This is a genomic window from Streptomyces sp. NPDC039423, from assembly GCF_055598725.1.
In genome coordinates this window covers 90,396-113,640 of record NZ_JBVKAH010000003.1, presented here as the reverse complement: position 1 = coordinate 113,640, position 23,245 = coordinate 90,396, and the positions used below count along the sequence as shown (strand labels likewise).

Annotated in this window: 22 protein-coding genes and 1 pseudogene; 16 read left to right on the top strand and 7 right to left on the bottom strand. The window is 71.2% G+C overall.

The genetic code is table 11. From position 1 onward, the window contains the following. The first annotated feature begins 82 nt into the window (after positions 1-82). From ACZ7LK_RS11160 to ACZ7LK_RS11145, 4 genes and pseudogenes are all read left to right on the top strand, one after another. Positions 83-1,042, top strand: a complete 960-nt coding sequence (locus tag ACZ7LK_RS11160) for a DMT family transporter (protein WP_392273151.1) — start codon at positions 83-85, stop codon at positions 1,040-1,042. Positions 1,043-1,240: 198 nt separating this feature from the next. Continuing rightward, positions 1,241-1,783: a hypothetical protein gene (locus ACZ7LK_RS11155; RefSeq protein ID WP_471139775.1), complete on the top strand. Its 543-nt coding sequence runs from the start codon at positions 1,241-1,243 to the stop codon at positions 1,781-1,783. 111 nt (positions 1,784-1,894) lie between these two features. Next, positions 1,895-2,137 (top strand): annotated as a pseudogene (locus ACZ7LK_RS11150) (nuclear transport factor 2 family protein); the annotation flags it as partial. 170 nt (positions 2,138-2,307) lie between these two features. Beyond that, positions 2,308-2,895, top strand: coding sequence for a hypothetical protein (locus tag ACZ7LK_RS11145; RefSeq protein WP_471139772.1), 588 nt, complete (start codon positions 2,308-2,310; stop codon positions 2,893-2,895). A 224-nt stretch (positions 2,896-3,119) separates the two neighbouring features. Here ACZ7LK_RS11145 and ACZ7LK_RS11140 read toward each other — a convergent pair whose 3' ends face one another. After that, entirely contained in the window at positions 3,120-4,133 is a 1,014-nt protein-coding gene (locus ACZ7LK_RS11140; RefSeq protein WP_471139769.1) for a helix-turn-helix domain-containing protein, read from the bottom strand. A gap of 60 nt (positions 4,134-4,193) precedes the next feature. On the opposite strand from ACZ7LK_RS11140, the gene ACZ7LK_RS11135 reads away from it, so the two are divergent. After that, positions 4,194-5,408, top strand: coding sequence for an MFS transporter (locus ACZ7LK_RS11135; protein ID WP_471140611.1), 1,215 nt, complete (start codon positions 4,194-4,196; stop codon positions 5,406-5,408). A gap of 154 nt (positions 5,409-5,562) precedes the next feature. Beyond that, positions 5,563-6,120 (top strand): hypothetical protein, encoded by a 558-nt coding sequence (locus ACZ7LK_RS11130; protein ID WP_392273158.1) that lies wholly within the window; start codon positions 5,563-5,565, stop codon positions 6,118-6,120. Between the two features lie 91 nt (positions 6,121-6,211). Here the strand turns inward: ACZ7LK_RS11130 and ACZ7LK_RS11125 are convergent, their stop codons facing one another. Beyond that, positions 6,212-7,663 (bottom strand): helix-turn-helix domain-containing protein, encoded by a 1,452-nt coding sequence (locus tag ACZ7LK_RS11125; RefSeq protein WP_471139766.1) that lies wholly within the window; start codon positions 7,661-7,663, stop codon positions 6,212-6,214. Positions 7,664-7,852: 189 nt separating this feature from the next. Here ACZ7LK_RS11125 and ACZ7LK_RS11120 point away from each other — a divergent pair, with 189 nt between their 5' ends. From ACZ7LK_RS11120 to ACZ7LK_RS11110, 3 genes are all read left to right on the top strand, one after another. Next, positions 7,853-8,476 carry a hypothetical protein gene (locus ACZ7LK_RS11120; RefSeq protein WP_392273160.1) on the top strand — a complete coding sequence of 208 codons (624 nt, stop codon included), beginning with the start codon at positions 7,853-7,855 and terminating at the stop codon, positions 8,474-8,476. A gap of 475 nt (positions 8,477-8,951) precedes the next feature. Then, positions 8,952-10,166, top strand: a complete 1,215-nt coding sequence (gene fabV / locus ACZ7LK_RS11115) for an enoyl-[acyl-carrier-protein] reductase FabV (RefSeq protein ID WP_392273161.1) — start codon at positions 8,952-8,954, stop codon at positions 10,164-10,166. 22 nt (positions 10,167-10,188) lie between these two features. Continuing rightward, positions 10,189-10,524, top strand: a complete 336-nt coding sequence (locus ACZ7LK_RS11110; protein WP_392273162.1) for a hypothetical protein — start codon at positions 10,189-10,191, stop codon at positions 10,522-10,524. Positions 10,525-11,193: 669 nt separating this feature from the next. On the opposite strand, the gene ACZ7LK_RS11105 is transcribed toward ACZ7LK_RS11110, so the two are convergent. Further along, on the bottom strand, positions 11,194-12,822 hold the full coding sequence (locus ACZ7LK_RS11105; RefSeq protein WP_392273163.1) for a CocE/NonD family hydrolase: 1,629 nt from the start codon (positions 12,820-12,822) through the stop codon (positions 11,194-11,196). A gap of 172 nt (positions 12,823-12,994) precedes the next feature. Between ACZ7LK_RS11105 and ACZ7LK_RS11100 the strand changes: the two genes are divergently transcribed. After that, the gene (locus ACZ7LK_RS11100) at positions 12,995-13,711 is read left to right on the top strand and encodes a TetR/AcrR family transcriptional regulator C-terminal domain-containing protein (protein ID WP_471139761.1); all 717 of its coding nucleotides are present in this window, start codon (positions 12,995-12,997) and stop codon (positions 13,709-13,711) included. A 305-nt stretch (positions 13,712-14,016) separates the two neighbouring features. Then, positions 14,017-14,451 (top strand): nuclear transport factor 2 family protein, encoded by a 435-nt coding sequence (locus ACZ7LK_RS11095; RefSeq protein WP_471139758.1) that lies wholly within the window; start codon positions 14,017-14,019, stop codon positions 14,449-14,451. Between the two features lie 253 nt (positions 14,452-14,704). Here ACZ7LK_RS11095 and ACZ7LK_RS11090 read toward each other — a convergent pair whose 3' ends face one another. Further along, a complete protein-coding gene (locus tag ACZ7LK_RS11090) occupies positions 14,705-15,385 on the bottom strand; it encodes an NAD(P)H oxidoreductase (protein WP_471139756.1) in 681 nt (226 codons plus the stop codon). Positions 15,386-15,500: 115 nt separating this feature from the next. On the opposite strand from ACZ7LK_RS11090, the gene ACZ7LK_RS11085 reads away from it, so the two are divergent. Next, positions 15,501-16,430, top strand: a complete 930-nt coding sequence (locus tag ACZ7LK_RS11085; protein WP_469462888.1) for an AraC family transcriptional regulator — start codon at positions 15,501-15,503, stop codon at positions 16,428-16,430. Between the two features lie 205 nt (positions 16,431-16,635). Here the strand turns inward: ACZ7LK_RS11085 and ACZ7LK_RS11080 are convergent, their stop codons facing one another. Together ACZ7LK_RS11080 and ACZ7LK_RS11075 are read right to left on the bottom strand one after the other, a co-directional pair. Beyond that, the gene (locus ACZ7LK_RS11080) at positions 16,636-18,108 is read right to left on the bottom strand and encodes an alpha/beta hydrolase family protein (RefSeq protein ID WP_471139753.1); all 1,473 of its coding nucleotides are present in this window, start codon (positions 18,106-18,108) and stop codon (positions 16,636-16,638) included. Between the two features lie 337 nt (positions 18,109-18,445). Next, positions 18,446-19,066 (bottom strand): TetR/AcrR family transcriptional regulator, encoded by a 621-nt coding sequence (locus tag ACZ7LK_RS11075; RefSeq protein ID WP_471139750.1) that lies wholly within the window; start codon positions 19,064-19,066, stop codon positions 18,446-18,448. Positions 19,067-19,131: 65 nt separating this feature from the next. On the opposite strand from ACZ7LK_RS11075, the gene ACZ7LK_RS11070 reads away from it, so the two are divergent. The 3 genes from ACZ7LK_RS11070 to ACZ7LK_RS11060 all read left to right on the top strand — a co-directional run bounded on the left by ACZ7LK_RS11070 (position 19,132) and on the right by ACZ7LK_RS11060 (position 21,890). Further along, positions 19,132-20,406 carry a beta-ketoacyl-[acyl-carrier-protein] synthase family protein gene (locus ACZ7LK_RS11070; RefSeq protein WP_471139747.1) on the top strand — a complete coding sequence of 425 codons (1,275 nt, stop codon included), beginning with the start codon at positions 19,132-19,134 and terminating at the stop codon, positions 20,404-20,406. Positions 20,407-20,791: 385 nt separating this feature from the next. Beyond that, entirely contained in the window at positions 20,792-21,082 is a 291-nt protein-coding gene (locus ACZ7LK_RS11065; RefSeq protein WP_392273171.1) for a hypothetical protein, read from the top strand. Positions 21,083-21,302: 220 nt separating this feature from the next. Then, positions 21,303-21,890: a hypothetical protein gene (locus tag ACZ7LK_RS11060; protein ID WP_471139743.1), complete on the top strand. Its 588-nt coding sequence runs from the start codon at positions 21,303-21,305 to the stop codon at positions 21,888-21,890. Here ACZ7LK_RS11060 and ACZ7LK_RS11055 read toward each other — a convergent pair. After that, positions 21,883-22,512, bottom strand: coding sequence for a sodium:solute symporter family transporter (locus ACZ7LK_RS11055; RefSeq protein ID WP_471140608.1), 630 nt, complete (start codon positions 22,510-22,512; stop codon positions 21,883-21,885). The genes ACZ7LK_RS11060 and ACZ7LK_RS11055 overlap by 8 nt on opposite strands. Between ACZ7LK_RS11055 and ACZ7LK_RS11050 the strand changes: the two genes are divergently transcribed. Then, positions 22,487-22,870 (top strand): hypothetical protein, encoded by a 384-nt coding sequence (locus tag ACZ7LK_RS11050; protein WP_471140677.1) that lies wholly within the window; start codon positions 22,487-22,489, stop codon positions 22,868-22,870. The genes ACZ7LK_RS11055 and ACZ7LK_RS11050 overlap by 26 nt on opposite strands. Positions 22,871-23,245: the final 375 nt, after the last annotated feature.

Below are 23,245 nucleotides of genomic sequence, written 5' to 3'. Positions count from 1 at the left end.
CTTCCGGCAGTGCTGACCACCATTCCAGCCCTCGACAATATTTCGGTGCATGCCGAAGTGTGGGGAGGTAAGGTCAGGAGGCATGAAGACCCCACCGCGTGCCCTTCCGCCCGGCCTGCTCACCGGCGGCGCCGTCTGCTTCACCGTGTTCGCCTGGGCCTCCGCCTTCGTCTCCATCCGCAGCGCCGCAGCCGCCTACTCCCCAGGGGCACTTGCCCTCGGCAGGCTGCTCGCCGCCTCGCTCGTCCTTGTGACGCTGCTCCTCCTGCGCCGTGAAGGCCTGCCTCCGCGCGGCGCCCGAAGGGGCATCCTGATTTCCGGACTCGTATGGTTCGCCGGCTACATGGTGGCGCTGAACTGGGGCGAACGCCTCGTCGACGCGGGCACGGCTTCCTTGCTCGTCAATACCGGGCCGATCCTCATGGCGCTCCTCGCCGCGCGCCTGCTCGGCGAGGCCCTGCCGCCGCGGCTGCTGATGGGCACAGCGATCTCCTTCGTCGGCGCCGTGGTCGTCGGCCTGTCGATGTCGGCAGGAGGAGACGGCTCGACGTCGGTGCTCGGGGTAGCACTGTGCCTGCTCGCGGCGGTGGCATACGCGACAGGGGTCATCGCGCAGAAACCCGCCCTTTCCTACGGGACCCCGCTGCAGATCACCACGTTCAGTTGCCTCACCGGGACCGTGGCGTGCCTGCCGTTCACCGGTCAACTGGTCGCGGAAATCCCCCGGGCCCCGCTCTCCGCCACCCTCAACATGGTCTACCTGGGCGTGGTCCCCACCGCCCTGGCCTTCACCACCTGGACCTACGCTCTCGCACGGACGCCGGCCGGGAAACTCGGCGCGACCACCTACGCCGTACCGGCCATCGTCGTGCTGCTGAGCTGGATCCTCCTGGGCGAGGTCCCGGCCTGGCTGAGCCTGCTGGGCGGCTTGCTCTGCCTGACCGGGGTGGCCATCTCCCGCTACCACGGCCGGCCCCGCAAGGACCCGGCGGTGCGCGCGGACACGGCCTCACCCCAACCCGCCGCCACACATCGGCGGTAGTACACCCCCGCAAGGCGCCGGCATCGCGGTTCACCGCCTGGCCCACCGCCTGATCCGCCGCCGGTGGGCCGCTCGCGCGGTACCGACGACGGAGGCGGCCGCCTTCCGACGGCGTCACCCGTTGCTCACCCGACCAGGGGAGGCGGATCAACCGGGAGGCCGATGTGGGTGCGCCGAGATCAGTGCGATGTTCGGTGCATGGACGGTGCGACAGAGACGTCGAGGGAGCCTTGGCGCCGGGGGTGGCAACAGTGGCCGCGCTGGGTGGGCCGGGCCGCGATGGCGTGGGCGGTGGTGTACGCGTGCTTCGGCCTGGCCGGCGCACTGGGCGGGCGGCCGCTGTTCTACCTGGAGTCGTGGGGCCTGGACGCCACCGTGCTGCCGGCAGCGCTCGGTGTGTTGCTGTGGGGCCTGGTACGCCCGTGGGGCCAGGTCTTCCCCCGCTGGACGCCGTGGCTGCGGGGTCGGCGTGTGCCCCGCCGGCTTCCCCTGGCTCCGGCTGCGATCGGTGCTGCCACCCCGGCTCCGTACGGGGTGTTCGGAGTCGCCTATGCCGCCCTGTCCTCGGCCGGCGTGGTCACGATGCGGCGCGGCGACTTCCCTTCCTCGAGCGACGCGCTGCTGGTGACCTGGGTCGGCATGACAGCGTTCGCCGTCCACGGGACGGCCCTGGTCGTCGCCATCCGCTCGTACTGGCTCCGGACCCGGCCACAGCCCCGACGCATGACCTCCCTTTCCTGACGGGCAGGTGAGCGATGTCCTCGTGCGGAGGCCGGCAGCCACCCCGGTCCGGGGCACCGCCGGATTCCCCGCCAAGGCGCCACGACGACCGTGCGGAACCGCTCCTCGCGGATGGGGGAGGTGTGGGAGTCGTTCGACATGGTGAAGCAGGAGTTTCTCGCCACCGGCGAGACCTCGGTCGTACTCACACAGGTCCATGCCCGCGCTCGGGCGACCGGCCGTGAACTCGGCTTCCCGATCCTGCAAACGATCACGGTCAAGGACGGGCGGATCACCGAGGTCCGCCCCTTCTACGGGGACACACGGGCGATCGCCGACGTCTGCACCGTGCCGACATCGGCCCCGCCGGACTGACGGCCGACACCGGCGTCGCCGGGCGATCGCCGCCCACTGGCGTGACGCCTCCCGCGTCCCCTTGTCCTCCATTCGCAGCAGTTGCGATGGCCCGCCCCCACGCTCTGGGCGACGGTGGGCAAGGCGTCGGCCGCCATTGCCGACGCGTGGACGACAGCCGAGGAGACAGCGTGTCCGACCGTCATACGATGCTGCGTGGATTGCACGATGTGGGGCTGGCCGCCTGGTTCGGCGGCTCCCTGATGGGCGCGGTCGGATTGAACGGCGCCGCCCGCGACGAGGGCGGAACCTGGGCGACGACGGCGCGTATCGCCAGTTCCGGCTGGGGCAAGTGGACACCGGTCAACGCCGCGGCGATCGCCGCCCACCTTTTCGGCTCGGGCGGCTTGCTCGCGGTGAACGCGCCCCGCGTGGCCGCCCAGCAGGGCGTGGCCGCCTCCACCCTCGCCAAGACCGTCCTGACCGGAGCCGCACTCGCGGCCACCGCCTACAGCCGCGTGCTGGGCAAGAAGATCGAACTCGCCTCCTCTGCCGACCCGGAGGACGCCCACAAGGCCGCCAAGCACCCCATCGACACCGACAAGGCCCAGCAACACCTGACCTTCATGCAGTGGGCCGTCCCGGCGCTGACCGGCGGTCTGCTCGTCCTCAACGCCCTGCACGGAGAGCAGCAGCGCCCCGCCGAACAGGCCCAGGGCATGTGGCAGCGCGCCCTGTCCATGACACCCGACGTGCCGCACTGGCACTTCTCCCACTGAGGGAAGGCGGCACGGGCTCGACCACCGCGGTCCAGCGTGAACGGCGCGCTGCCCCGGGACCGGGGGCCGGGCCCGCTCGCCCAAGTCGTCCCGTATGCGGCCGGACATGCCGGACACGGTCGCCCGAATCCGCGGGCACCCCGTCGAGGGCGGCGGCCGTCCGCGACCGTCGGGGAACCTGCGGGCTGTGCACCTCCGCGACCGTACGGTGCGGGGCCCTGCCGTCACAGACCACCGCACTCGGAGGACTGTGCTGCCACCAGGCCCTGACCTGCCGCGGTGCGGAAGTAGAGGACCGAGCGGCCGGCGCGCCGGCGCTGAGCCAGACGAGCCTCACGCAGGATCCGCAGGTGCCGGCCGACCGAACCCAGAGGCAGGCCGGTGAGAGCCAGCAGCTGGGTGGTGGACTTCGGGGTGTCGAGCAGGGTGAGGAGTTCCGCTCGGGCGGTCCCGAGAAGGGCGGCCAGAGCCCTCGGTGCCGCGCGGAGGCCGTCGCCGGCCAGAACCCCTGAGCACGGGTAGACGACCGCGTACCGCCGCACGGAACGCGAGCACCGATCGTCGGCGGACGGGACGTCCCAGCACAGCCAGCTCTGGCTCAGGGTGACCGGGACGAACATCAGCCGCCCCCGGAAGAGTTCCAGCGGCGGGCCGTCGCAGACAGTGGTTCGCAGACGGTCGCCCCCGAGCCAGCGCATGTCCGGGCGCATCTCGTTCAGAGCGGCGGCCCAGCCGTGCCGCCCGAGCCGGGCGGTACGGGCGACGATATCGGCCTCCATGATCCCGAGGCGGCGTGGCCACGAGGGCTCGACGGTCTCCGACCAGACCCACTCCAACAGGCCCGCGGCCCGCTGGGCCAGGTCGTCGCGGCGCAGCAGCTCCGGCAACGGGCCGTTGAGCGACTCCTCCAGGTCGGCGCGGACCGCCGCGGGCGGGGCGCTGCGGACCTGTTCCAGCTCCTCGGGGAACGTGCGACCGCCGTCGCCCGCCGGGGCGGGGGTGAGGAAGGTCGCGTTCCAACGGCGTCGCAGCGCGGCCCTGACCAGAATTGCCGTCACCGGATCACCGGCGAGGCGGTCCCGGTAGCGGGACAGGTGAGCGGCGAGCCACTGGTGCTCCCCGAGGTGGGCGGCGCGGCCGTGGTGCAGGGTCTTCAGGCCGGCGAGCGTCTCGGCCAGCGGAGAGATGACGAAACGGCTCCCGGCGAGAGTGTCCGAATCGACCCGCCACCAGCTCATTGGTTTCGCCTCCCCGCGAAGGATTACGACCGCTGCCCCATGTCGGAGACGCTCTCCGCCATGCGCGCGTATCGAGAATTGTTCCGTACCAGCGAATTCACCCCCCTCTTCCTCGCCTCGGCCGGGCAGACCACGGCCCAGACGATCGGCGGGCCGGCCCTCGGCATCCTGGTCTACGAGCGGACGGGCTCGGCGCTGCTGTCCTCCCTTGCCATGTTCGGTACCGCCTTCGCCCAGGCGGTGGGGGCGGCCACCGTACTGTCCGCAGCGGACCGGCTGCCACCGCGCGCCGCCATGACGGTCCTCGGCCTCCTCTTCGGAATGGGCGTGGCCGTGCAGGCCATACCCGGCCTGCCCGTGTGGGCCGTGTTCGCGGTACTGCTGGCGCTCGGCGTCGCCGGGTCGGTCAGCGGCGGGGTCGGATACGGGCTGCTCAACGACATCCTGACCCGGGACGGATATCTTCTGGGGCGCTCCGTCCTCAACATGTCGGTCGGGGTCATCCAGATCTGCGGCTTCGCGCTCGGCGGCGCGCTGGTGCCGATGATCTCGGCGCGCGGCACGCTGCTCCTGTCCGCCGTCCTGTACGTGGTGGCCGCCGTGGTGGCGGGCTGCGGGCTGAGCAGCCGGTCACCCCGGGGTGCCGGGAGGGCGTCGATCGCCGAGACCTGGCGCACGCACGCACGGCTGTGGTCGCTGGCGCCCCGGCGGTACGTCTACCTCGCGCTGTGGGTGCCGAACGGTCTGATCGTCGGGGTGGAGTCGCTGTACGTCCCGTACGCGCCCGACGACGCGGGCCTCCTCTTCGCCTGCGGGGCCGTGGGGATGCTGGTCGGGGACGTCGTCGCGGGCCGCTATCTGCCGGCCCGCTGGAGGGAGCGGCTGCCCGTCCCGTTGTGCGTCCTGCTGGCCGCTCCGTACCTGCTCTTCTCGATCGGCCCCGGATTGTCGATCGCCCTGGTGCTGGTCACCGTCGCCACCTTCGGATACGCGGCGGGGCTGCTGCTCCAGGAACGGCTGATGGCACTGACGCCCGACGCACTGAGCGGGCAGGCACTCGGCCTGCACAGCTCCGGGATGCTCACCATGCAGGGGGCCGGGGCGGCGGTGGCCGGGTCCGTGGCCGAACTGACGTCACCCGCCACCGGGATGGTGGTGACGGCGGCGGCCTCGCTCGCCGTGACCTTGCTGCTGGCACCCGGGCTACGCGGCGGCCCGGCGGCCACCGTGGCCACGGCCCCGGAACAGAGAGCCGCCACGCCGCCGTCCTCCTGAAGGCGCACTGGAGCCGTACCGCCGGTCCGATCCCGATCGGGCGACTCCTCCGCCGGCAGCTCGCGTCGGCGTCAGGCCTCGCGCCGCTCATACGGGGGGCGTTGAGTACCCGTACTCATGCGGGCGGCGTCGCCTCGTTCGTACCGTCGACCCCATGAGGAAGATCGCCGCGCTCCTGGCCCTGCTGCTGGCCGCCCTGACGACCACGGGCTGTTCCGTACTGGAGCGGGATTACCCTGCCGGCGACCCGGCGAAGCTGGCCCAGCGTCTCAGGGACCGCGCGCAGTGGGCGTACGACGGCATGGCCCTGCCGCCCCACAAGGCGGTCGGTCCCCGACCCGTTGAGCCCCAGCACAGCTGCTACGCGGGCGGCTTCACGATCGACGAAACGGTCCCCGACGTTGTCACCTTCAGCCTCACCTGGACGGTCGAAGGCATCCCGGACGACGTCGCCCGTGCCACGGAAGCCCGCTTGCGCCGGGAGTTCACCTCCGCCGGCTGGACCCTCACCCACGACGGCAACCGCCGGATCAAGGACCACGTCGAGTACGGCTTCCGCTTCGAAGATCCGTCGACAGGCGACAAGTTCGACCTGGACTGGAACAACTCGACCACCTCCCTCTTCCTGTCCGGCTATACGCCTTGTGCGCAGGTCCCCCAGGAGGCGGCCGACCATCCCTCAGCGCAGACCTGGACCCCTCAAACCGCCTGAAACGCCGCTCCGATCCGCGTCTGCGCGTAGGTGCTCACCTTCTGGCCCGCGTGCACGTCCGAGGGCCTCCCTTCCCCGACGTGGCCCGTCCTTAGCTGCTGGGCTCCCATCGGCGTCCCAGGGTGTCGTACGTGTACTGGGGCAGGCCCTCGATGGCGCTGGTGCGGAACGGACGGCCGTCGTCGTCGATGCGCACCGTGCCCTTGCGGCCCTGGGAGGACCAGTCCAGCTCCAGGTACCAGCGGCAGTCGCACGAGCTGGTCCCGGCCGTGACCAGCAGGACCTCGGGTTCCTTCGCCGAGACGCGGTAGGGCATGCGTACGGCCGGGATCGGCGTGCCGGCATCGTTCCCGGCGACCGCGCGGGCGAGGGGGCGGTCCTTGTCCAGGTCCACGGCGAAGTACCGGGGAGTGATCGAGCCGCCGCAGCCCTGATCCATGGCGTAGGCGTTGCCCTCGGCCGGCGCCTTACGGCCGACCACGCGCACACGCAGCGCCTCCAGTACGACGGCTGTGTCGCTGCGCCCCTGCACCGACAGATGCACGAGCGTTTCGCCGCCGTCCACCGCGCCTTGTGTCGCCGCCCAGGGCGCCGCGTCCTGCGGGGCCGGGGGAGGGGGGACCTGGCTCGGCGGCTTGGCGATGACGTAGTCGTGACCGCAACCGAGCTTCCACGTGTGGGAGGTGACGGACCAGGTGAGCGGCAGCCCGGCAGGCTGTGCACCGCGGGGCGGGGTGGAGGTCGCGCCGGGCGGGCGAGAGGTGTCCGGCTTCCTCTTCGGGGTGGCCGAGCCCGAAGGCCGCTCGGAGGCGGGGGCCTGGCTCGGGCTGGGTGAGGCATCCCGTCGCTTCGGGTGCCTGGCCTTGGCCGTACCGGGCGCCGCCGGACCGGCGGCCGGGGAAGGACCGTCGGCGGACGCCCGCCGCCCGTCCGGCAGCACGAACAAGGCCCCGAGCATCGCGAGTACGGCGCAGACGGAGGCCAGTCCGACCACGAGAGGTCTACGGCGGTGCCAGGGGCGGCGCGGGGGCGCCGGCGCCGGCGCGGGCGCGCCGGGCGGTCCGGGCGCAGGGTCCGCTGCGGCGACCGGACCGCCGGTGGCCTTCGGCGCCGTGTCCGGTTCGGCGATGCCCTCCACCGCTGTGTCCGGTCCGTTCGCCGCGTCGTTCACGGCTCCCGCCGCCATGGCGTCGGGCGCGCTCTCCGCCGCCCCCGCCGTAAGAGGCCGACGGCGGGCCGCCGCTGCCAGGAGCCAACGGCGGTGGAGTTCCAGGCGGTGTTCCGCAGTCGCCCCGCACAGGGCCGCGAAGCGCTCCACGGGGGCGAAGTCGACCGGCACCGCGTCACCCGCACAGTAGCGGTGCAGCGTCGAGGTGTTCATACCCAGACGGCGGGCCAGCGAGCCATAGCTGCGGTCCGTTCGCTCCTTCAGCGCCCGCAGCAGCGCCGCGAACTCCGCCACCTCGTCGATGCCGTCGCCGTCGTCCCGTACCGCCACGGCTTCCCCCGTCCTCGTACGACCCCACCCGGCCCGGGACGGCATCCCAGGCACCTCATGTACCTGCACGTCAGAGGGGCTGGGACGGTTCCACCCCGCCCGATCGGCCGTCGGCTGTTGCGCCCGGCCGCTGTGATCGCTGATGCTCTTGGTGCCGCACCGCCCAGGCCCGGGCCGACCAGCCGGCCTCGCCGCGGCGTCCACGTCCACGCACTCATCCACGGGGGAACACCCATGTCCATGCGCATCCGAACGAGCGCTCTCACCGCACTCGGCGTCGCCGCCCTCGCAGCGGGCACGGTCCTCACGGCACCGGCCGCCGGCGCCGCGCCGAAGGCCGCCGCGCCCACGTTCCTGTCGGCGTCCCAGTTGCCGCCGCACCCGACGTCGTCCTGGACCGCCGGGCCGGTCACCGACGGGTTCCCGGAGGAACTCGGCCTCTGCGTGAGCACGGAGGGCGTGCCCGCCTACGACTACCGGCACCGGACGTTCCGGACCGACCTGGACACCAGCGCAGTGCAGCTGACCGTCGTGACGGGCACAGCCGCCCAGGCCAAGGCCCTGGCGAAGCACTACGACGACCTGATCCGCACCTGCGCCGACCGTATCGAGAAGTCCTCGCCCGACGTCGAGGCCGAGGGCCGGGACTACGGCACGCTGCCGGTCGAGGAGGGCGCCCGCGTCCGTGGCCTGCACACCGAGACGTCCTGGGGTGCCACCGACATCGCCCTGCTGTCGGTCGGGCGCGACGACAGGACCGTCACCGTCGTGGAGTGGAGGCAGATGGGCGACTTCGGGAACGCGCCCGTCGCCGCCTTCAAGAAGACCACGAGCACGGCTGTCAACAAGCTCTACTGACCGGGCGGCCATCCGGAAAGGGCGGGGCCAGTGGTGCGGCCACCGGCCGTGCCGCTGCCCTGCCGGGTCTCGCCGCCGTGTCGCTGTCCTGCCATCGTGCGGTCGCTCCGTGCCCATTCCGTGGCTGGCCGACCGGTCACCGTCGCGCTGGTCGCCCGCGCCGAGGGCGGGCGCCCCGGGGCGGGCGCCCGCCAACACGCCCAGGCCGTACCCGCGATCCGCCGATCCGTCCCGCTGAGCTTCCTTGGGCGGCGGCAGCAGATGCTGTGCCTACAGCGGCACCGGCACGGCCGGCCCGCCCACTGCGGCGGCTGCGTCTTGCTGAGCCGGAAGTGGTGGAACACTCCAATACAGGCTCATGATCGTTGTTCCTGGCGGGGCCGCCGAGTACGGGGAAGTCTGCGCAGACTTGCAGGGCGTGGTCGGCCGGGCCGGTCACCACGTCCGTGCCCCGACCGACCCAAGGACTGTCATCGTGAGCGAGCGTGTTCTCACCCCCCGCAACCGGGGCTTCCTCTTCCTCGACTCCCACCCGGCGGGCTGCCGGAAGCTGGTGGACGACATGTGGCGGGCATGCCCGGCACCCGCCGGCGTGCCTGTCGACGACGGGCCGGTCGCGCTGGTCATCGGCTCCTCCGCGGGATACGGCCTCGCCGCCACGCTTGCCGGACTCAAGCGCGCCGGTATCCGCGGTATCGCGGTGTCCTTCGAGAAAGCCCCCACCGTGCGGCGTACCGCGACGGCCGGCTGGTACCGCACCGCGGCCACCGCCGACATCGCCCGCAGCGCCGGGCGGGACATGGTCTTCCTCAACGGCGACGCGTTCTCCGACTCGATGAAGGAGCAGGTCGCCGACCTCATCGAGCAGCGTTTCGGGGGCCGACTCGACTACCTGATCTACTCGGTGGCCGCGCCCCGGCGCACCGACCCCGACACCAATACCACCTACGCATCGGTTCTCAAGCCGATCGGCCGGGCGAACCGCACCAAGACCCTCATCTTCGACGATGAAGGCGTTGCTGAGGTCCGCGAGGTGGAGACCGAACCCGCCGAGGGCGACGACGTGGAGCAGACCGTCGCCGTGATGGGTGGTGCGGACTGGGAGCGCTGGATCGAGCACCTCGCCGCGCGAGGGCTGCTTGCCGACGGGTTCGCCACCGCCGCGCTGTCCTACATCGGCTCGTCCCTGACGGCGGCGATCTACCGGCAGGGCACCATCGGCGCGGCCAAAGCCCATTTGGAGGCCACCGCCCGCACCCTGAACGAGCGCCTCGACAAGACCGTGGGCGGGCTGGCCGTGACCTCCGTCAACGGCGCCGCCGTCACCCAGTCCTCCACCGCGATCCCCGGCATCGCCCTGTACACCGGCCTGTTGCGCGGCGTCCTCGGAGAGGGCCTCGTCCCGCCGATCCGCCAGCTCGCCACCTTGTGGGACCAGCTCACCGGCGCCGCCCCGCTCGTCCTGGACGACGAAGGCCGCATCCGGCTGGACGCCTTCGAACTGGCCGACGACGTGCAGGCGGCCGTCGCAGAACGCTGGGAGACCGCCACCACGGCGACCGTCGCCGACCTGGCCGACCTCGACTGGTTCCGCGCCGAGGTCCGACGCCTCTACGGATTCTCCGTCCCCGGCATCGACTACACAGCGCCAGTCGCCACCGACGTCCCTTGGCCCGCCTCCACCTTCTGACCGGTCCGTTAGGAGGACAAACATGATCAACTCCTTCCCCCCTCGGAAGGTACGCGGAGCACTGGTCATCGTCGCCATGCTGACCGCTTCAGCCTTCCCGGCGCTCCTGGCCGTCCTACCGCTGGCGCTCAACGGCGCGCAGCAGCTCCTGACCGACTCCACTCCCACGCACACCACGTCCGCCGCAGCGGGGTCCGTCATGCTCATGGCCGCCGCGCTTCCCTTCGTCGGCGGGCTCGCCACGCTGGGCTATGGACGGGCTCGACTGTCGAATGACAGGGCCTGGGGGGTGACGGCTGCGTTCGTATTCATTACTGGCCTCATCGCCTGCGTCGTCGCCATGTTCTACGCCGCCTGATCGTCTCCCCGATGGCTGCCGGCCCACCGTGCACCGTGCCCGAAGCACACATTCGGGCGGACGCCGCCTCGGCGTCCGGCACATGACCAAGCGGGCGAAGCAGCTCGGGGCGCCGTTCGAGGGCAGAGGGTGGCGGCTCAGCCGGACAGCGCGACGGTGAGGCCCACGTCGGCCCGCTTCCCGGGAAAGCCCAACTGTGTGACGCGCCCCGGCCGCGCGCGCTCGGCACCGCTGACTCCAGCACCGCCCCGCGCCGCCGGCGCGGCCACGTGGTCGTGTCGCTCCCGGACAGCCGCAGCAGAGCGAACGTGACGAAGTGTGCCGGCCACTGGCCCGTGGTTCGGGCCGCATGGGTGCCGTGCCGCGCCGCGCGAGCCGGTCCCGCAGCCGTTCGCATGCGAGGCGCCCGGCGGCGTCCCGTACCACAGACTCGTCGTCCAGTGTGGTTGGGTAGAGCGCGGGCGGACCATGCAGGCGTACCGGCGGGCCAGGAGGACCAACTCGGCACGCTCGGCCCGGTCCTCGACGCCGCCGTGCTCTCCGGGCCGCCGCACCGTGTCCCTCCACCCCGGTTGGCGGCGGCCTGGCCGCCTCGCGCAGCGCGGAGGCGGTCCGCCTGGACGACGAGGCCTGCGCCGAGGAATGAGCTGGACCCTCGGGTCCGGCTGGTCAGCCGTTCACCGGGGGGCCGAGCCCGGAACCGGGGTCGTGGATCGGAAGCATCAGCGCCGAGTCGGTGTGGAGCGTGATGCGCACCGGTGTGAAGGAAGTGGTGTCCACCGGCGACACCCCGTTGCCGGGATTGCGGGCGTAACGCGGATGGGCGCCCCCGCTGATCTGCCAGCGTATGCGGTGACCGACGGCAAATCTGTGGGCGGTTGAGCTCATCGGCACGGTGATCTGCGACGGCTCGTGCCCGTCCGTCCGCAGACGGCCCAGCCCGTCACAGATGTTGACGGAGCGGCCCCGCGTGTCGACGTCGCACAGACGGGTGAAGACGTCGCCATGACCGGTGTCCGTGGAGATGCTCAACCGCGCCGAGACCGGTCCGAGGATGTCCACGGGCTCGGTCAGCGGGGGGCTGGTGAACGTCAGGACGTCTTCCCGAGCCTCCAAGCTGCTGTTGTCGCGAGGTCCGGCGGTACGGGAGAGCACAGGGCCGCCGAGAGACGGGGTGGGGTCGTCGGGGTCGTAGCGGAACGACGCCAGTGGTGCCGAGTCCGTGGGAGCCTGCCGGGTCAGATGCCCCTGCGCGGTGGGAAACCAGGGGCCGACGGCCCTGGTCGGTGGCCAGTCGTCGAGGTCCCGCCAGGCGTTTTCGCCGCCGATGTGCACGCGCACCCTTGTGGGACGAACGCCGGAGGGGTCGGCGTGCAGGTGAGCGCGCAGCCAGGTGAGGCTTTCGGCGAACACCTCGGGCCACCCCTGTTGCAGGGCGGAGGTGTGGGTCCAGGGGCCGACAAGCAGGCTGGTCTCGCATCCGGCCAGACGTAGCCGGTCGTACTGCTCGAAGGTCTGATCGGCCAGCGCGTCATGCCATCCGGTGATCAGACTCGTGGGCACGCCGAGCCGCCCCGCCACCCGCGCCAGGGACGCGCCCCGCCAGTACGCGTCCTCGGCGTCCGGGTGTGTCATCACGTCGTCCAGCCACGGCACTTCGCCCCCCAGGGCTGACGCGTACGCCCCGCGCAGCGGCTGCGCGGTGGTGACATCACGCAGGCGTCGTTGCAGGCGCAGTGTCGCCCTCAGGAACGGCCCCATCCCCTGGTGCTGGTAGGTCATGCCGACGGCGACGGCGAGTGCGGTCTCCAGGCGTAGCGCACCGTGCGCATGGAACAGGGCGTAGGGATCGTGCAGGCCCACCTGCACCACCATTGCCTTCAGCTCCGGTGGCGGGTCCTCGGCGAGGGCCCATTGCACGTAGCCCAGATAACTGGGGCCGACGGTGCCCAGTGTCCCGTCGAACCAGGGTTGCTCGCGCAGCCAGGACACCGAGGCCTGGCCGTCGGCGGCCTCGTTGCGCCACAGGTCGAACGCACCCCCGGAGCCGCCGGTGCCGCGGCAGCTCTGCAGGAGTACGTGGAAGCCCTGTTCGGCGAAGAGCAGGCCGTACATAGGGGACCACGGCAGGCCTCTGCCGTACGGCGAGCGCACCAGGAGGGTGGGGAAGTCGCCCTCGGCACGCGGAAAGTAGTGGTCCGCGATCAGCGAGCTGCCGTCGGCGGCCGGCACCAGCAGCCCCGGCTCCCACCCGACATCGTGCCGTTTGGCTGGGAGGCCGCGCCAGGTCGCCCTCATCAACCGTGAGGCCAGGGGCGGCCTACCGGAAGGCGGAGCCCAGGGCGGCCTCGACGCGGAACCGTGCACGCGTGATGTCATCGTTCCCCTCGCTATTCTCGTACGTTGTACGAGAATAAAGGATGCTTGACTGTGGCCCACAAGGGCCATCGATCAAGGAAGGAGCATGGTCATGCCCCGCGACGGAGGGGGCGATGCCCCAAGCCTCGACCCGCAACAGCTCTGGCTGACCTCCGGTCGGCCGCGCAGGGGTCGGAAGCCCGGCTACAGCCGAGAGACGATCACCGCGGCAGCCGTTGCCTTGGCGGACGCCGAGGGTCTCGAAGCGGTCACCATGAGGAAGGTCGCCGCACAGGTCGGAGCCGGCGTCATGTCGCTGTACAGCTATGCCCCGGACAAAGAGACACTGCTGCACCTGATGGTCGACCATGTCAGCGGCGAACTGCCGATCACGAACACGCTCACCGGCGACTGGCGCGCCGACCTGAAAGCCATCGCCCACCTCCAGCGCACCCAGATGCTGCGACACCCCTGGCTGCCCGCAGCCCTGTCCACCCGGCGCATCCCCGGTCCCAACATCCTGGCCTTCCTGGAGCACGCGCTCGCCGCCCTGCGGCCCACTGGACTGGACGGCAGGGCGAAGCTGGAGATCTTCGCCCAGCTCACCGCATTCGTGGCCGGGCACGTCGCCCACGAAATCGCGCAGGCCACAGCCGCGCAGTCCCCTGAGCGGGCTGCAGCCGAAGCCCGCTACCTCGCCGCCGTCGCCGCGGACGGACACCACCCGGAACTTGCCGAAGCCCTCTCCGCCCCCGGGCGCCCCCTCACCCCCGAAGCCACCTTCGTCCGGTTCCTCAACCGCCTGATCGCTGGCCTCGACACCAAGTGATCCCGCACTGCCGGTGTTCGACGAGAGTCCGGTAGGTGTTCGCGACGGCGCGACGGCGCGTCGGCGGGCAGCGGGGTGGTGCGGCCGACCGGCCGCGGACCGCCGCCGGAGTCCTCGCGGCCAGCACCGCGCGGGCGGGGCGGCGCCCGCGCCCGGGTTGCCGCCGTACTTCAGGCCGTGCTCACGCGTCTGCCGACCTGCGGACGCGGGCGTGGGGGCTGGCACCACGAAGCTAATCAAGTTTGACTACTTGACTCTCAGGGCATACGGTCAACGAAAGTCAGCAACCTGCACAAGGGGGACCCGTGACCGTACTGCCCGACACCGGCTATACCCCGTCCGCCGAGGACCGCGCGAGCCTGGACGCCTGGTTCGCCGCGTACGACTCGGCCGGCGCCCGGCGCGACATCGGCCGCATGGCCGACATGGCAGTCTTCCCGCTCAACCTGGTCAGTGATGACTCCAAGGGCGACGGCCGCACCACTCAGTGGACCCGCCAACAGTTCATCGACACCATGAGCCAGGTCATGAGCGAAGGAGGCGGCGAGGTGATCTCCTTCGAGTCGACCCGCACCCCGGTCTTTCTGAGCCCGTCGATGGCCGTGGTGTTCACCGACTCGACCATGACTGCCGGTGAGGAGAAGCGGCAACTGCGGTACGCCGACATCCTCGTACGGCGAGGGGGAACCTGGGCCTTCCAGACCATGGTCCAAAGCGGCTGGGGCGACGCCCTGAGCTGACCGGCCGACGGGTTCGTGGGTCGGGAACGCCCCGGAGGAGCAGGCCGATGTACTGGGCCGACGCCGTCGGCCACGTCCGTCCGGGCCTGGGCCGCCCTGCAACTGGCGGTCCAGGCCGTGCCCGATTGAGCGATGTACTTCCATGGCCTCGGCGTGCCCTGACGCACCCTCACACGGCGCGGGACAGGCGAGGGCGGACGGACGGATACGGGCCGGGGAGCCGGGGGCGTACGGGCCGGCGGCTCCCTGGCGTTTAGGCCGCCACGAGTTCCTCGGCGACGAACGTGTCCACGAACTCCTTCGCGCGCCGGTCGAGATCGGCGTACTGCGCCTCTCGCTCAGCGCCAGTGACCGCTTCGCCGACCAGGAGGTTGCCTTCGGCGTCGACGCGCTGCGGGCGTTCCTCCGCGTCGGTGAGCAGGGCGACGGTGGAGTGGGACAAGCCGCAGTAGGAGGCGATGCCTTCGCTCAGATTGGCTTCGAGGACGGTTTGCATCCCCTCCACGACGGGATCGTCGCCAGTGGCGCCGGCCAGGCCCAGCCACAGCATGCGCTTGCCGGCGAGGCGGGGCTTGCTGCGGCCGTAGGCGAACCCGTAGTTCCATACGCGGTCGATCCAGCCCTTGAGGATGGCGGGCACGCTCTGCCAGTACACCGGGAAGACGGCGACGATGACATCGGCGTCGAGGATGCGCTGCATATGGGCGTGCACTTCGTCCGAATACGGCTTTTCCCTGTTGCCCCAGTCCGGCTGGTCCGACGTGGTCATCCGCGGGTCGAACCCCTCGGCGTGCAGGTCGAGCAGGTCAATGCGGTACCCGGCGGCTTCGAGCCGGGCGGCAGCGCGGCGGGCCGTGTGCGCGGTGAGGGAATCGGTGCGGTGGTGGGCGACGACCACGAGGGCTGTCCTGGCATGGCTGTTGTGCTGCTGCACGGTGTGTCTCCCGGCTGGTCTCGGTCGATTCGGTGAAACCAGTACAGCCGCGGTGACGTAGATGATCCATGGGAGAAGCGCTTCGGAACATAGGAGATCGTCTACGATGCGTTCCGTGGATCCTTTGAGTTCGTTACTGAGCGGCATCCGGGCCGAGGGTTCGGTCGTCAGTCACGCCGTATTGACGGCCCCTTGGACCATCCGCTTCGCCGACGACGCACCGCTCACCATGATCAGCGTGCTGCGCGGCGGGGGCACTCTGATGTTGCCCGACGGCACCGAGAGAGCGGTCGGCGTGGGCGATACCGCCATCGTGAGCGGCCCTGCACCGTTCCATCTCGCGGACCATCCCACCACTGTCCACAGCTCCCATGCCGCGTACGAGATCGCCTGCTTCACCAAGGACGCCGAGTGCACCGCCCAAGAACTCGACGGTATCCACTGGGGCACCGATGCGGAGGAGGCGACCGCGCTCATCGTGGGCGCCTACCGCGCCTCGGGCCATCGGCACGAGCGGCTCCTGCGTGCCCTGCCGCCCGTCCTGGTGATCAAGGAGGACGTCGAGGTATGTGCCTGGCTGGAGACGGCCGCCGCCGATGCCGCCCAACTCTCGGCCGGTTCACAGGCGTTGATGGACCGGCTCCTCGACTGGGCCCTGGTGTGCACGTTGCGCAACTGGTTCGACCGGGCCGGCGCCGACGCGCCCAGCTGGTACCGGGGTCTCTCCGACCCGGTCCTCGCCCCCGCCCTGGAGGCCTTCCATGACCGGCCCGCCGAGGCCTGGACAGTGGCGTCGCTGGCCACTCGAGCCGGCGTCTCCCGGGCGCTGTTCGCCAAGCGCTTCACCAAGCTGATGGGCCGCCCGCCTCTCGCCTACCTCACCGAATGCCGCATGGACGAGGCCGCGGCGCTCCTGACCGACACCGATCTCAGCATCGCCCAGATCGGAAGGTCGGTCGGCTATGCCGACGCGTTCGGCTTCAGCGCCGCGTTCAAACGCCACAAGGGCCTGAGCCCCAGGACGTTCCGCGCCGCAGCGGCCTGAGTTCCGGTCCGGGCGACCTCTGCTGGCCACCATCCACTGCACCCCTCAGCGGGGGGATGGCTGCGGGGGCGGCGCCCCCGCCGTTTCGCGGCCCGGCGCCCGGCCCTGTTGGGGCGCTTCAAGTCGCGGCGTTGCGTTGGTTGTCATTCGGTGCCGGTGCCGGTGCCGGTGCCGGTCACGTCGGCTGCGGGAGCGCGGCCGATCGTTACGGGTGGACGCTGAGGTCGCCGTAGGTCGACAGAACACCGGCCAGGCTGCCCGGTTTGTGCCGCAGCGTGGAGTCCAGGAAGGCGAGAGTGGCTGCGGCGACGACGCGCGGGCTTTCGGCGCGGCCCAGGGAGCCGACCATGGAGCGCACGGGCGGCAGGTAGAGAGGAGCGTCCATGAAGGTGAGGTGTGCGGAGCCGGGGATGGTGAGCCGGTAGCTCGTCGCGGTGCTGCGCTCGAGGGCCTTGGTGAGGCGCGGTATGTAACGCGAGTCGGTCTGGGGAGTGATGGCCTGGGTGAGCCCGAGCGCCGGCTGGTGGTAGGAGGTCGGGTCGGGATCGCGGGGATAGCCGTCCAGATCGATGACGGCGGCGAACCGGCGGTCCTGGCGGGCTGCCTGCAAGGCGGCAGCACCACCCAAAGAGTGACCGGTCACCGCGGCCCGGCCGGTGTCCAGACGCCCGGTCAGCGGGCCCGCGATCCGACCTTTGTCCAGACGGCCCAGTTGAGTCAGGCCGAAGCTGAGGTCCGCGGCGCGAATTCTCGTTGTTTCAATGGCCCGCTTGTCGTCTTCGTCGTCGTTGCCGGTGGGAGCGATCTTCGTGTTGATCGTTCTGCCATCGGCGAGAACGACGGCGGCGGAGTCGTAGGGGTGGTCGAAGGCGGCGACCACGTAGCCGTGGCTGGCCAGTTCCTCCGCCCAGGCGGTGCTCTGGGTACGCACTCCGCCCAGCCCGGGGGAGAACAGTACGACCGGAAACCGTCCGCCCTTGTCGGCGACCGGGGCGTTGAAGACCGCATGGGTGTGGGCGCGGGGGACGCCGTCGACCAGGAAGCCGGGCAGACCGGCATAGCCCGCGAGGGCGTCGGAGACGGTGTGTGCCTCGTCCCGCGTGCGTCCGAGGTACTGGGCCCGCTGCGCGTCTGCGGGGCTCTGTTGCGCCGGGTACCAGAGCTGGACCACGACCGTGCGCCGGTCTCGAGGGTCCGCCGTGGCGGTCTCAAGACGGTGTGGGTCGGTCCACTGCACCACGCGGGTACCGACCGCGAAGTCCCCTGACGGCGTGGGGAACACGGGTACGGGGAACGCCCAAGCGGCCACCGGGCCCGTGGCGATCAGGCCGAGGCAGGCCGCCGACCCCGGCAGCGCCAGCCACCATCGCGCCCGCCACGCCGGCCGGCCGCTGCGTCGCAGCAACGGAGACACGGCGAACGGCAGCGCGCAGGCAGCGCCGGCCAGTACCGGCAACATCTGCCAGCGGAGCCCCGCCACGCTCAGCACGATCGCAGACAGTACGACGACCGATCCCGCCGCGATCGTGACGCGTGGACGGGTGGCGGGGGGAAGCCAGCGCGCCCCCACGATCGCGGCGGCACCCAGCAAGGCGAGGACTTCCAGGGGGGACATGTACAGCCTCGTGATGATCTCGGTCACCCGGCCATCCTCGGCGCGGGGCACGCGCTGCTGCATCGGCCCCCGGTCGCTATCAGGTGCGACTGGAGTCGCACCCGAACACGCCGGGTCAGCGTCCGGTGTGCGACCACGGGAGGAGGCAGAGACCATCCTGTGGTGGCATCGCGCCCGGCGACGCCCGGCGGAGTGGGACCTGGGGCAGCAGGGCGGAGCGCGGCCCGGAAGCGGCGGGGGCGCGTGGCCGGCGCGCGGCGGCCCAACCGCAGATGCTGGACTCCACGGTCGCGCGACGGCACGGCCTACCGGGAATCGGCGGCGGGCGGGGGGGCAAAACGGCGGGCCGCCGGTGGCGGCGGCGCGCGGCACAGCAGCGGATGACGCGCCTTCGATCGAGCTAGGCCGGATCGGGTTCGTCGTGGATGCTCAATGCTCCTGCGAGGTCGAGGTCGCCGGCGGTGCCATGTGCGCCCGCGTGGACGAGAAGCACTGCGCCGAGCGCGGTGCTCCAGAACGTCCTGGCCTCCACGTTGAGCGGCCGGCGGGCCCGCCAGCCGCGCTTTTCGATGAGCTGGCGCACGAAGCGCTCGGATTGCAGGAACAGCAGCTGGAGGTGCTCATCGACCACGGGGGCGAGCTCGGGCTTGGAGATCCCGGCGGCGAGTGCTCGCGTGACTGACGGGAGCGAGGGCATGGCCAGTACGGCGCGGGCGATGTTGCGCCGAAACGTCGCTGCATCGGGGGCCTGGCGACCGATGCGCTCAATGCGTCGGGCGTCGTGCAGCAGGCCGAGAAACGCGGCGTGCACCAGGAGCGAGTCCTTGGAGCCGAAGTAGTACGTGACCTGATTGGGGAAGACGCCTGCCGCGTTCGCGATCTCCGCGACGCTCACTTCGGCGCCGGGCCGTTCCCTGCAGAGCCGTGCGGTGGCCTCGATGAGCCGGTGCCTCGTCGCGCGACCGCGGTCACGCGACGGAGCCGGCGTTGATCGTGCTTCGCTGCTTCGCTTCTTCTCCACACCAGAATTGTATGTGATACAACAAAGGGGTTCGCTTGTATCTCATACAAGAAAGTTTGAGGGGCATGCACCGCACGCACCGCACTGAAGTCGTCGTGACCGGACTCGGCGCGATCACCCCACTCGGGGCAGACGTAGCGTCCACCTGGGACGCCCTGCTCGCCGGCGAATCGGGCATCCGCGGAGGCGTCCCGCGAGGCCACGAGGACGCCGGCCTTCCCGACGACCTCGTCGCGGGGACGATGGCGATCGACCCCGCCGAGTCGCTGCCGCCGGTGCGGGCCAGGCGGCTCGACCGCTCACAGCAGGCGGCCTTGGCCGCGGCGGCCGAGGCCTGGGCCGATGCCGGGGCCCCGGAGGTGGAGCCGGAGCGACTCGCATCGGCGATCGGCACGGGCATCGGCGGCGTACAGACGCTGCTGAAGGAAGACGACGTCCTGGAGGCGTCCGGGACGCGGCGCGTCTCGCCCCGTACGGTCCCGATGCTCATGCCCAATGCGGCGGCGGCGCTGATAAGCATCGAATACGGTGCACGGGCCGGTGTCTACACACCCGTCTCGGCGTGCTCTTCCGGCGCTGAGGCGATCGCCCTGGGGGCCAGGCTCATCCGGGCCGGCGAGGCGGACGTGGTGATCGCGGGCGGGACGGAGGCCGCGATCACACCGATCACCGTCGCCGGATTCGCCCAGGCGAAAGCACTGTCGCGGCACACCTTCGAACCCGCCTCTGCGTCCAGGCCGTTCGCCGCGGACCGCAGCGGATTCGTCCTCAGTGAAGGCGCGGCCGTCATGGTGCTGGAAAGCGCCGAGCATGCCGACGCCCGGGGAGCGCGCGTCCACGCGGTGCTCGCCGGCGCCGGCATCGCCGCCGACGCCCACCACATCACGGCACCCGCACCGGACGGCTCCGGTCAGATCGCGGCCATGCGGAAGGCCCTCGCACAAGCCGGTTTGGCTCCCGAGCAGATCAGCCACATCAATGCCCATGCCACCGGGACGCCGGTCGGTGACGCTGCCGAGGCGCACGCGATCGCGGAGGTCTTCGGCCACGCCACCGTGACCGCCCCCAAGGCGGCGCTCGGTCATCTCTTCGGCGCCGCTGGCGCGATCGAAGCACTCATCGCCGTCCTCAGTGTGGAGCACGGTGTCATCCCGCCGACCCGCAATCTCACCGCGGTCGGCGTCGATCCCGACATCGATCTCGATGTCGTCGCAGAGCGACGAGACGTCCCTCAGGAGGCCGTGCTCAGCAATTCCTTCGGCTTCGGGGGGCAGAACGTCTCGCTCATCGTCACCGGTGCACCGCACCATGCGTCCCGCGTGGCCTCGACGGCACCTTGACCGACGCGAACGCCGGCACCCCACTGTGGTGCGGGCCGGGCCGGGTTTGCTGCCTGCTGGAAGCAGGCCCGACGCCCGTGCATGCTGCCGTGCGTGCCGCGCCCCGTCGGCCGCCGGCACGCCGGCCCGGACTGTCCGTTCACTTCGTCGTCGTTGCCCCATCGGCGGCCCGGGCCGACGAGGACCAGGGCGCCGCCGTGGTCTACCGCAACGACGACGCCCAGGTCGTCGTCGACCGGCTACCCACACGCCCGGCTCGACCGCGCGGCGGTCGACATGGTCGAAGCCGACCGCACGGACGCCGAGGCCGTCATCGGCTACGAGACGGTCCGAGCGGTGATGGATACGGCTTGTTCCGAGGCGTCAGGGGGACGATCATTCGGTCATGAGACCCGAAGTGCAGACGTTCGTCGCTGACGGACCGCTTCCCGACTGGGACGCGAGCGAGGATGAGATCGACCGGCGTGAACGCCAGCTGGTCGGGATCTCCCGTCCCGTTACGCCAGAAGAGGCGGCTGCCCTGGCCACTTGCTTCGGCCCCGACGATTGCTACGGCGTCGCCTGGACGCTCGTGCACCTGATCGAGACGGCTCCCGGCCCGGTGCCACAGCTGGAGGGCCCGGGTCCGGAAGCCGGCGACTGGGCCGAGGTTCTGAGGACGCGATGGGGCGGCTAGCCGCCGCTCTCGGACCGTGCCGTTGGCCCACCCCTGCCCCTTCGTTCCTGCCCACCAGGCGGCAGGATGGGCGGTGGCGATGAGCGAGACGGAACTGCTGGCGCTCCAGAGTGAACTCGACTGACCGGATGGTGAGGGGCGTGCACGGTGACGCCACCCGCCCCCGCCGTCGCGAAAGGGCGCCTACGGTGGGCTGCGGGGCGGCGGATAGCGTGCGGGCATGGCGATGACGGGGAAGCGACGGATTCTGTACCGGCAGGGCACTGGGTTCTGGGGGATGACGGCGAAGTGGGTTGTGGTCTTCGGGGCTCTGTACCTGGTGGACGGCGGGCTGCTCCGGTCGTGGGGCGACGCTCTGGTCTGGCCGATGATCGGGATCCTGCTGTGGGTGCCGTTCGGGATCGGCGTCGTCTGGTATCCGAAGAAGGACCAGCGCGTCGAGCTGACGGCGCGTGAACTGCGGGTGCGCCGCAAGCGGCTGCCGATGGAGAAGGTGAACCTGCTGCATGTGGCGCGGCTGTGGCTGGAGGGGCGGTCGACCGCGGACGTTCAGCCGGTGCTGGAGTGGACACGGGGCGACCGGGTGGTGTGGGTGCCGCTGCGGGACGGCCGGGCGTTCGGCGTGGAGTTCCGCGACCCGGCCGCTTTCGCCAAGGTTTTCGGGGCCTTCGCGGTCGCGGCGTGCGGCGGGCCCGACATCGTCCGCGCGAGGGCCGCAGCGGAGACCTACCAGGAGCCGCGCCCGATGCGGCCCCGCCCCGCCGACGACGCGGGCTCCTGGCTGGACGTCCTGGACGTCTTCAGCTGACAGCCGGAAACGCCCGGCAAGGGGCAGCGCTCCGGGCGCGGCCTGACGCCGCCGTGGACGCTGTGCCCGGCGGCTGCTGAGCGAGCGGGGCGTGGTCCGCTTGTGGCAAGTCCTCCTCTTCAGGGGGCCTCCGTCTCCCTGAACCAAGGAGGCAGAGGGCGAAGCCGACGGGGACCGCGACCAGCCCTGGCGTCTGTAAGGGGAAGACGTGGAAGTCCCGGTCGGGGAACAGTGCCGAAGGTGTGCCCGAGACGGCAGGGGAGAGGGCCATGAGCGTGGCCACCAGGACAGGTGTCCCGTACAACCCCCACCGCGCGCCGTGGGCCGTCATTCCGGTCCAGAACAGGGAGCACAGCAGCACAGGTACCAGTGCGGACGCTGCCACGACGAAGGTGAAGGCGAAGAGGACCTGAGGGTTGCTGTTCTGGGCCCATACGGAAAGGACCACGGCGACGGCACCGACCAGCAGCACGGCGTACCGTGCCCGCCTGAGCTCGGGCAGGGGGGACCGACACAGGCGGCGGCGAAGGGATGGTGCCAGATCGTGGGCGAGCGATGCGGCGACCGCCACAGTGATCCCCGCGACCGCAGCCAGCGTGGTCGCGCAGACAGCGGACGCCACCACCGCGAAGAGCGACGAGATCACGGGCGAGCTCCGCGACACCGTATGGCGGGGGTGGATCAACGACGACCCGTACCGGCCGACCTGGCCCGACGACGGAACGAACGCCCGAGCAGGTGTGCGGATGATCCCGTCAGCCGGGCGCGCACGGCCCTGCGTCGTTGGATCGTGGATGCGCGACAGTTCGGCCTTCACCAAAGCCGGCACCCGGGGACCGGTGGCCGTGTGGGCGACCTTCAACCGGCTTCCTGTGCAGGCCGGTCAGGCGGTGGAGCCGGTGACGGTCGCCCGGCGCCGCGGTAAGGGGCCGGCCGGCGGCGCGAGAACTCCTCCAAGATCACAGCGGGCGATCACGTGATGACACGTTGTCAGTGAGGCTCTCTATATGGGTGGGTTGCGCGGGAAAGCGCGTATTCGGCCAGGGAGGGGGCTTCGGCCTTGCCGTTCGTCAAGGGGTACACCAAGCCGGACGGGACAGTGGTCCGGCCGCACTGGCGAGCGCCCGGAGGGAACGCGGCGGGAGACCGCGCTCGATGTCGGCATCGTGGCAGCCGTGTTCAGCTTCGGCAGCTTCGGCCGGTCGACAGGCGGCGGAACGGGCAGCGAGCGGTTACCGGCGCCGCGGTCCTCGGCGGTGACGTACCCCAATAAGTGGCGCAGCTCGGACAAGCCGACGCCTCGCCCGGCTCCGCCGGTGTCGTATCGATCTGCCCGAATGTGGTTCTGCTAGGGG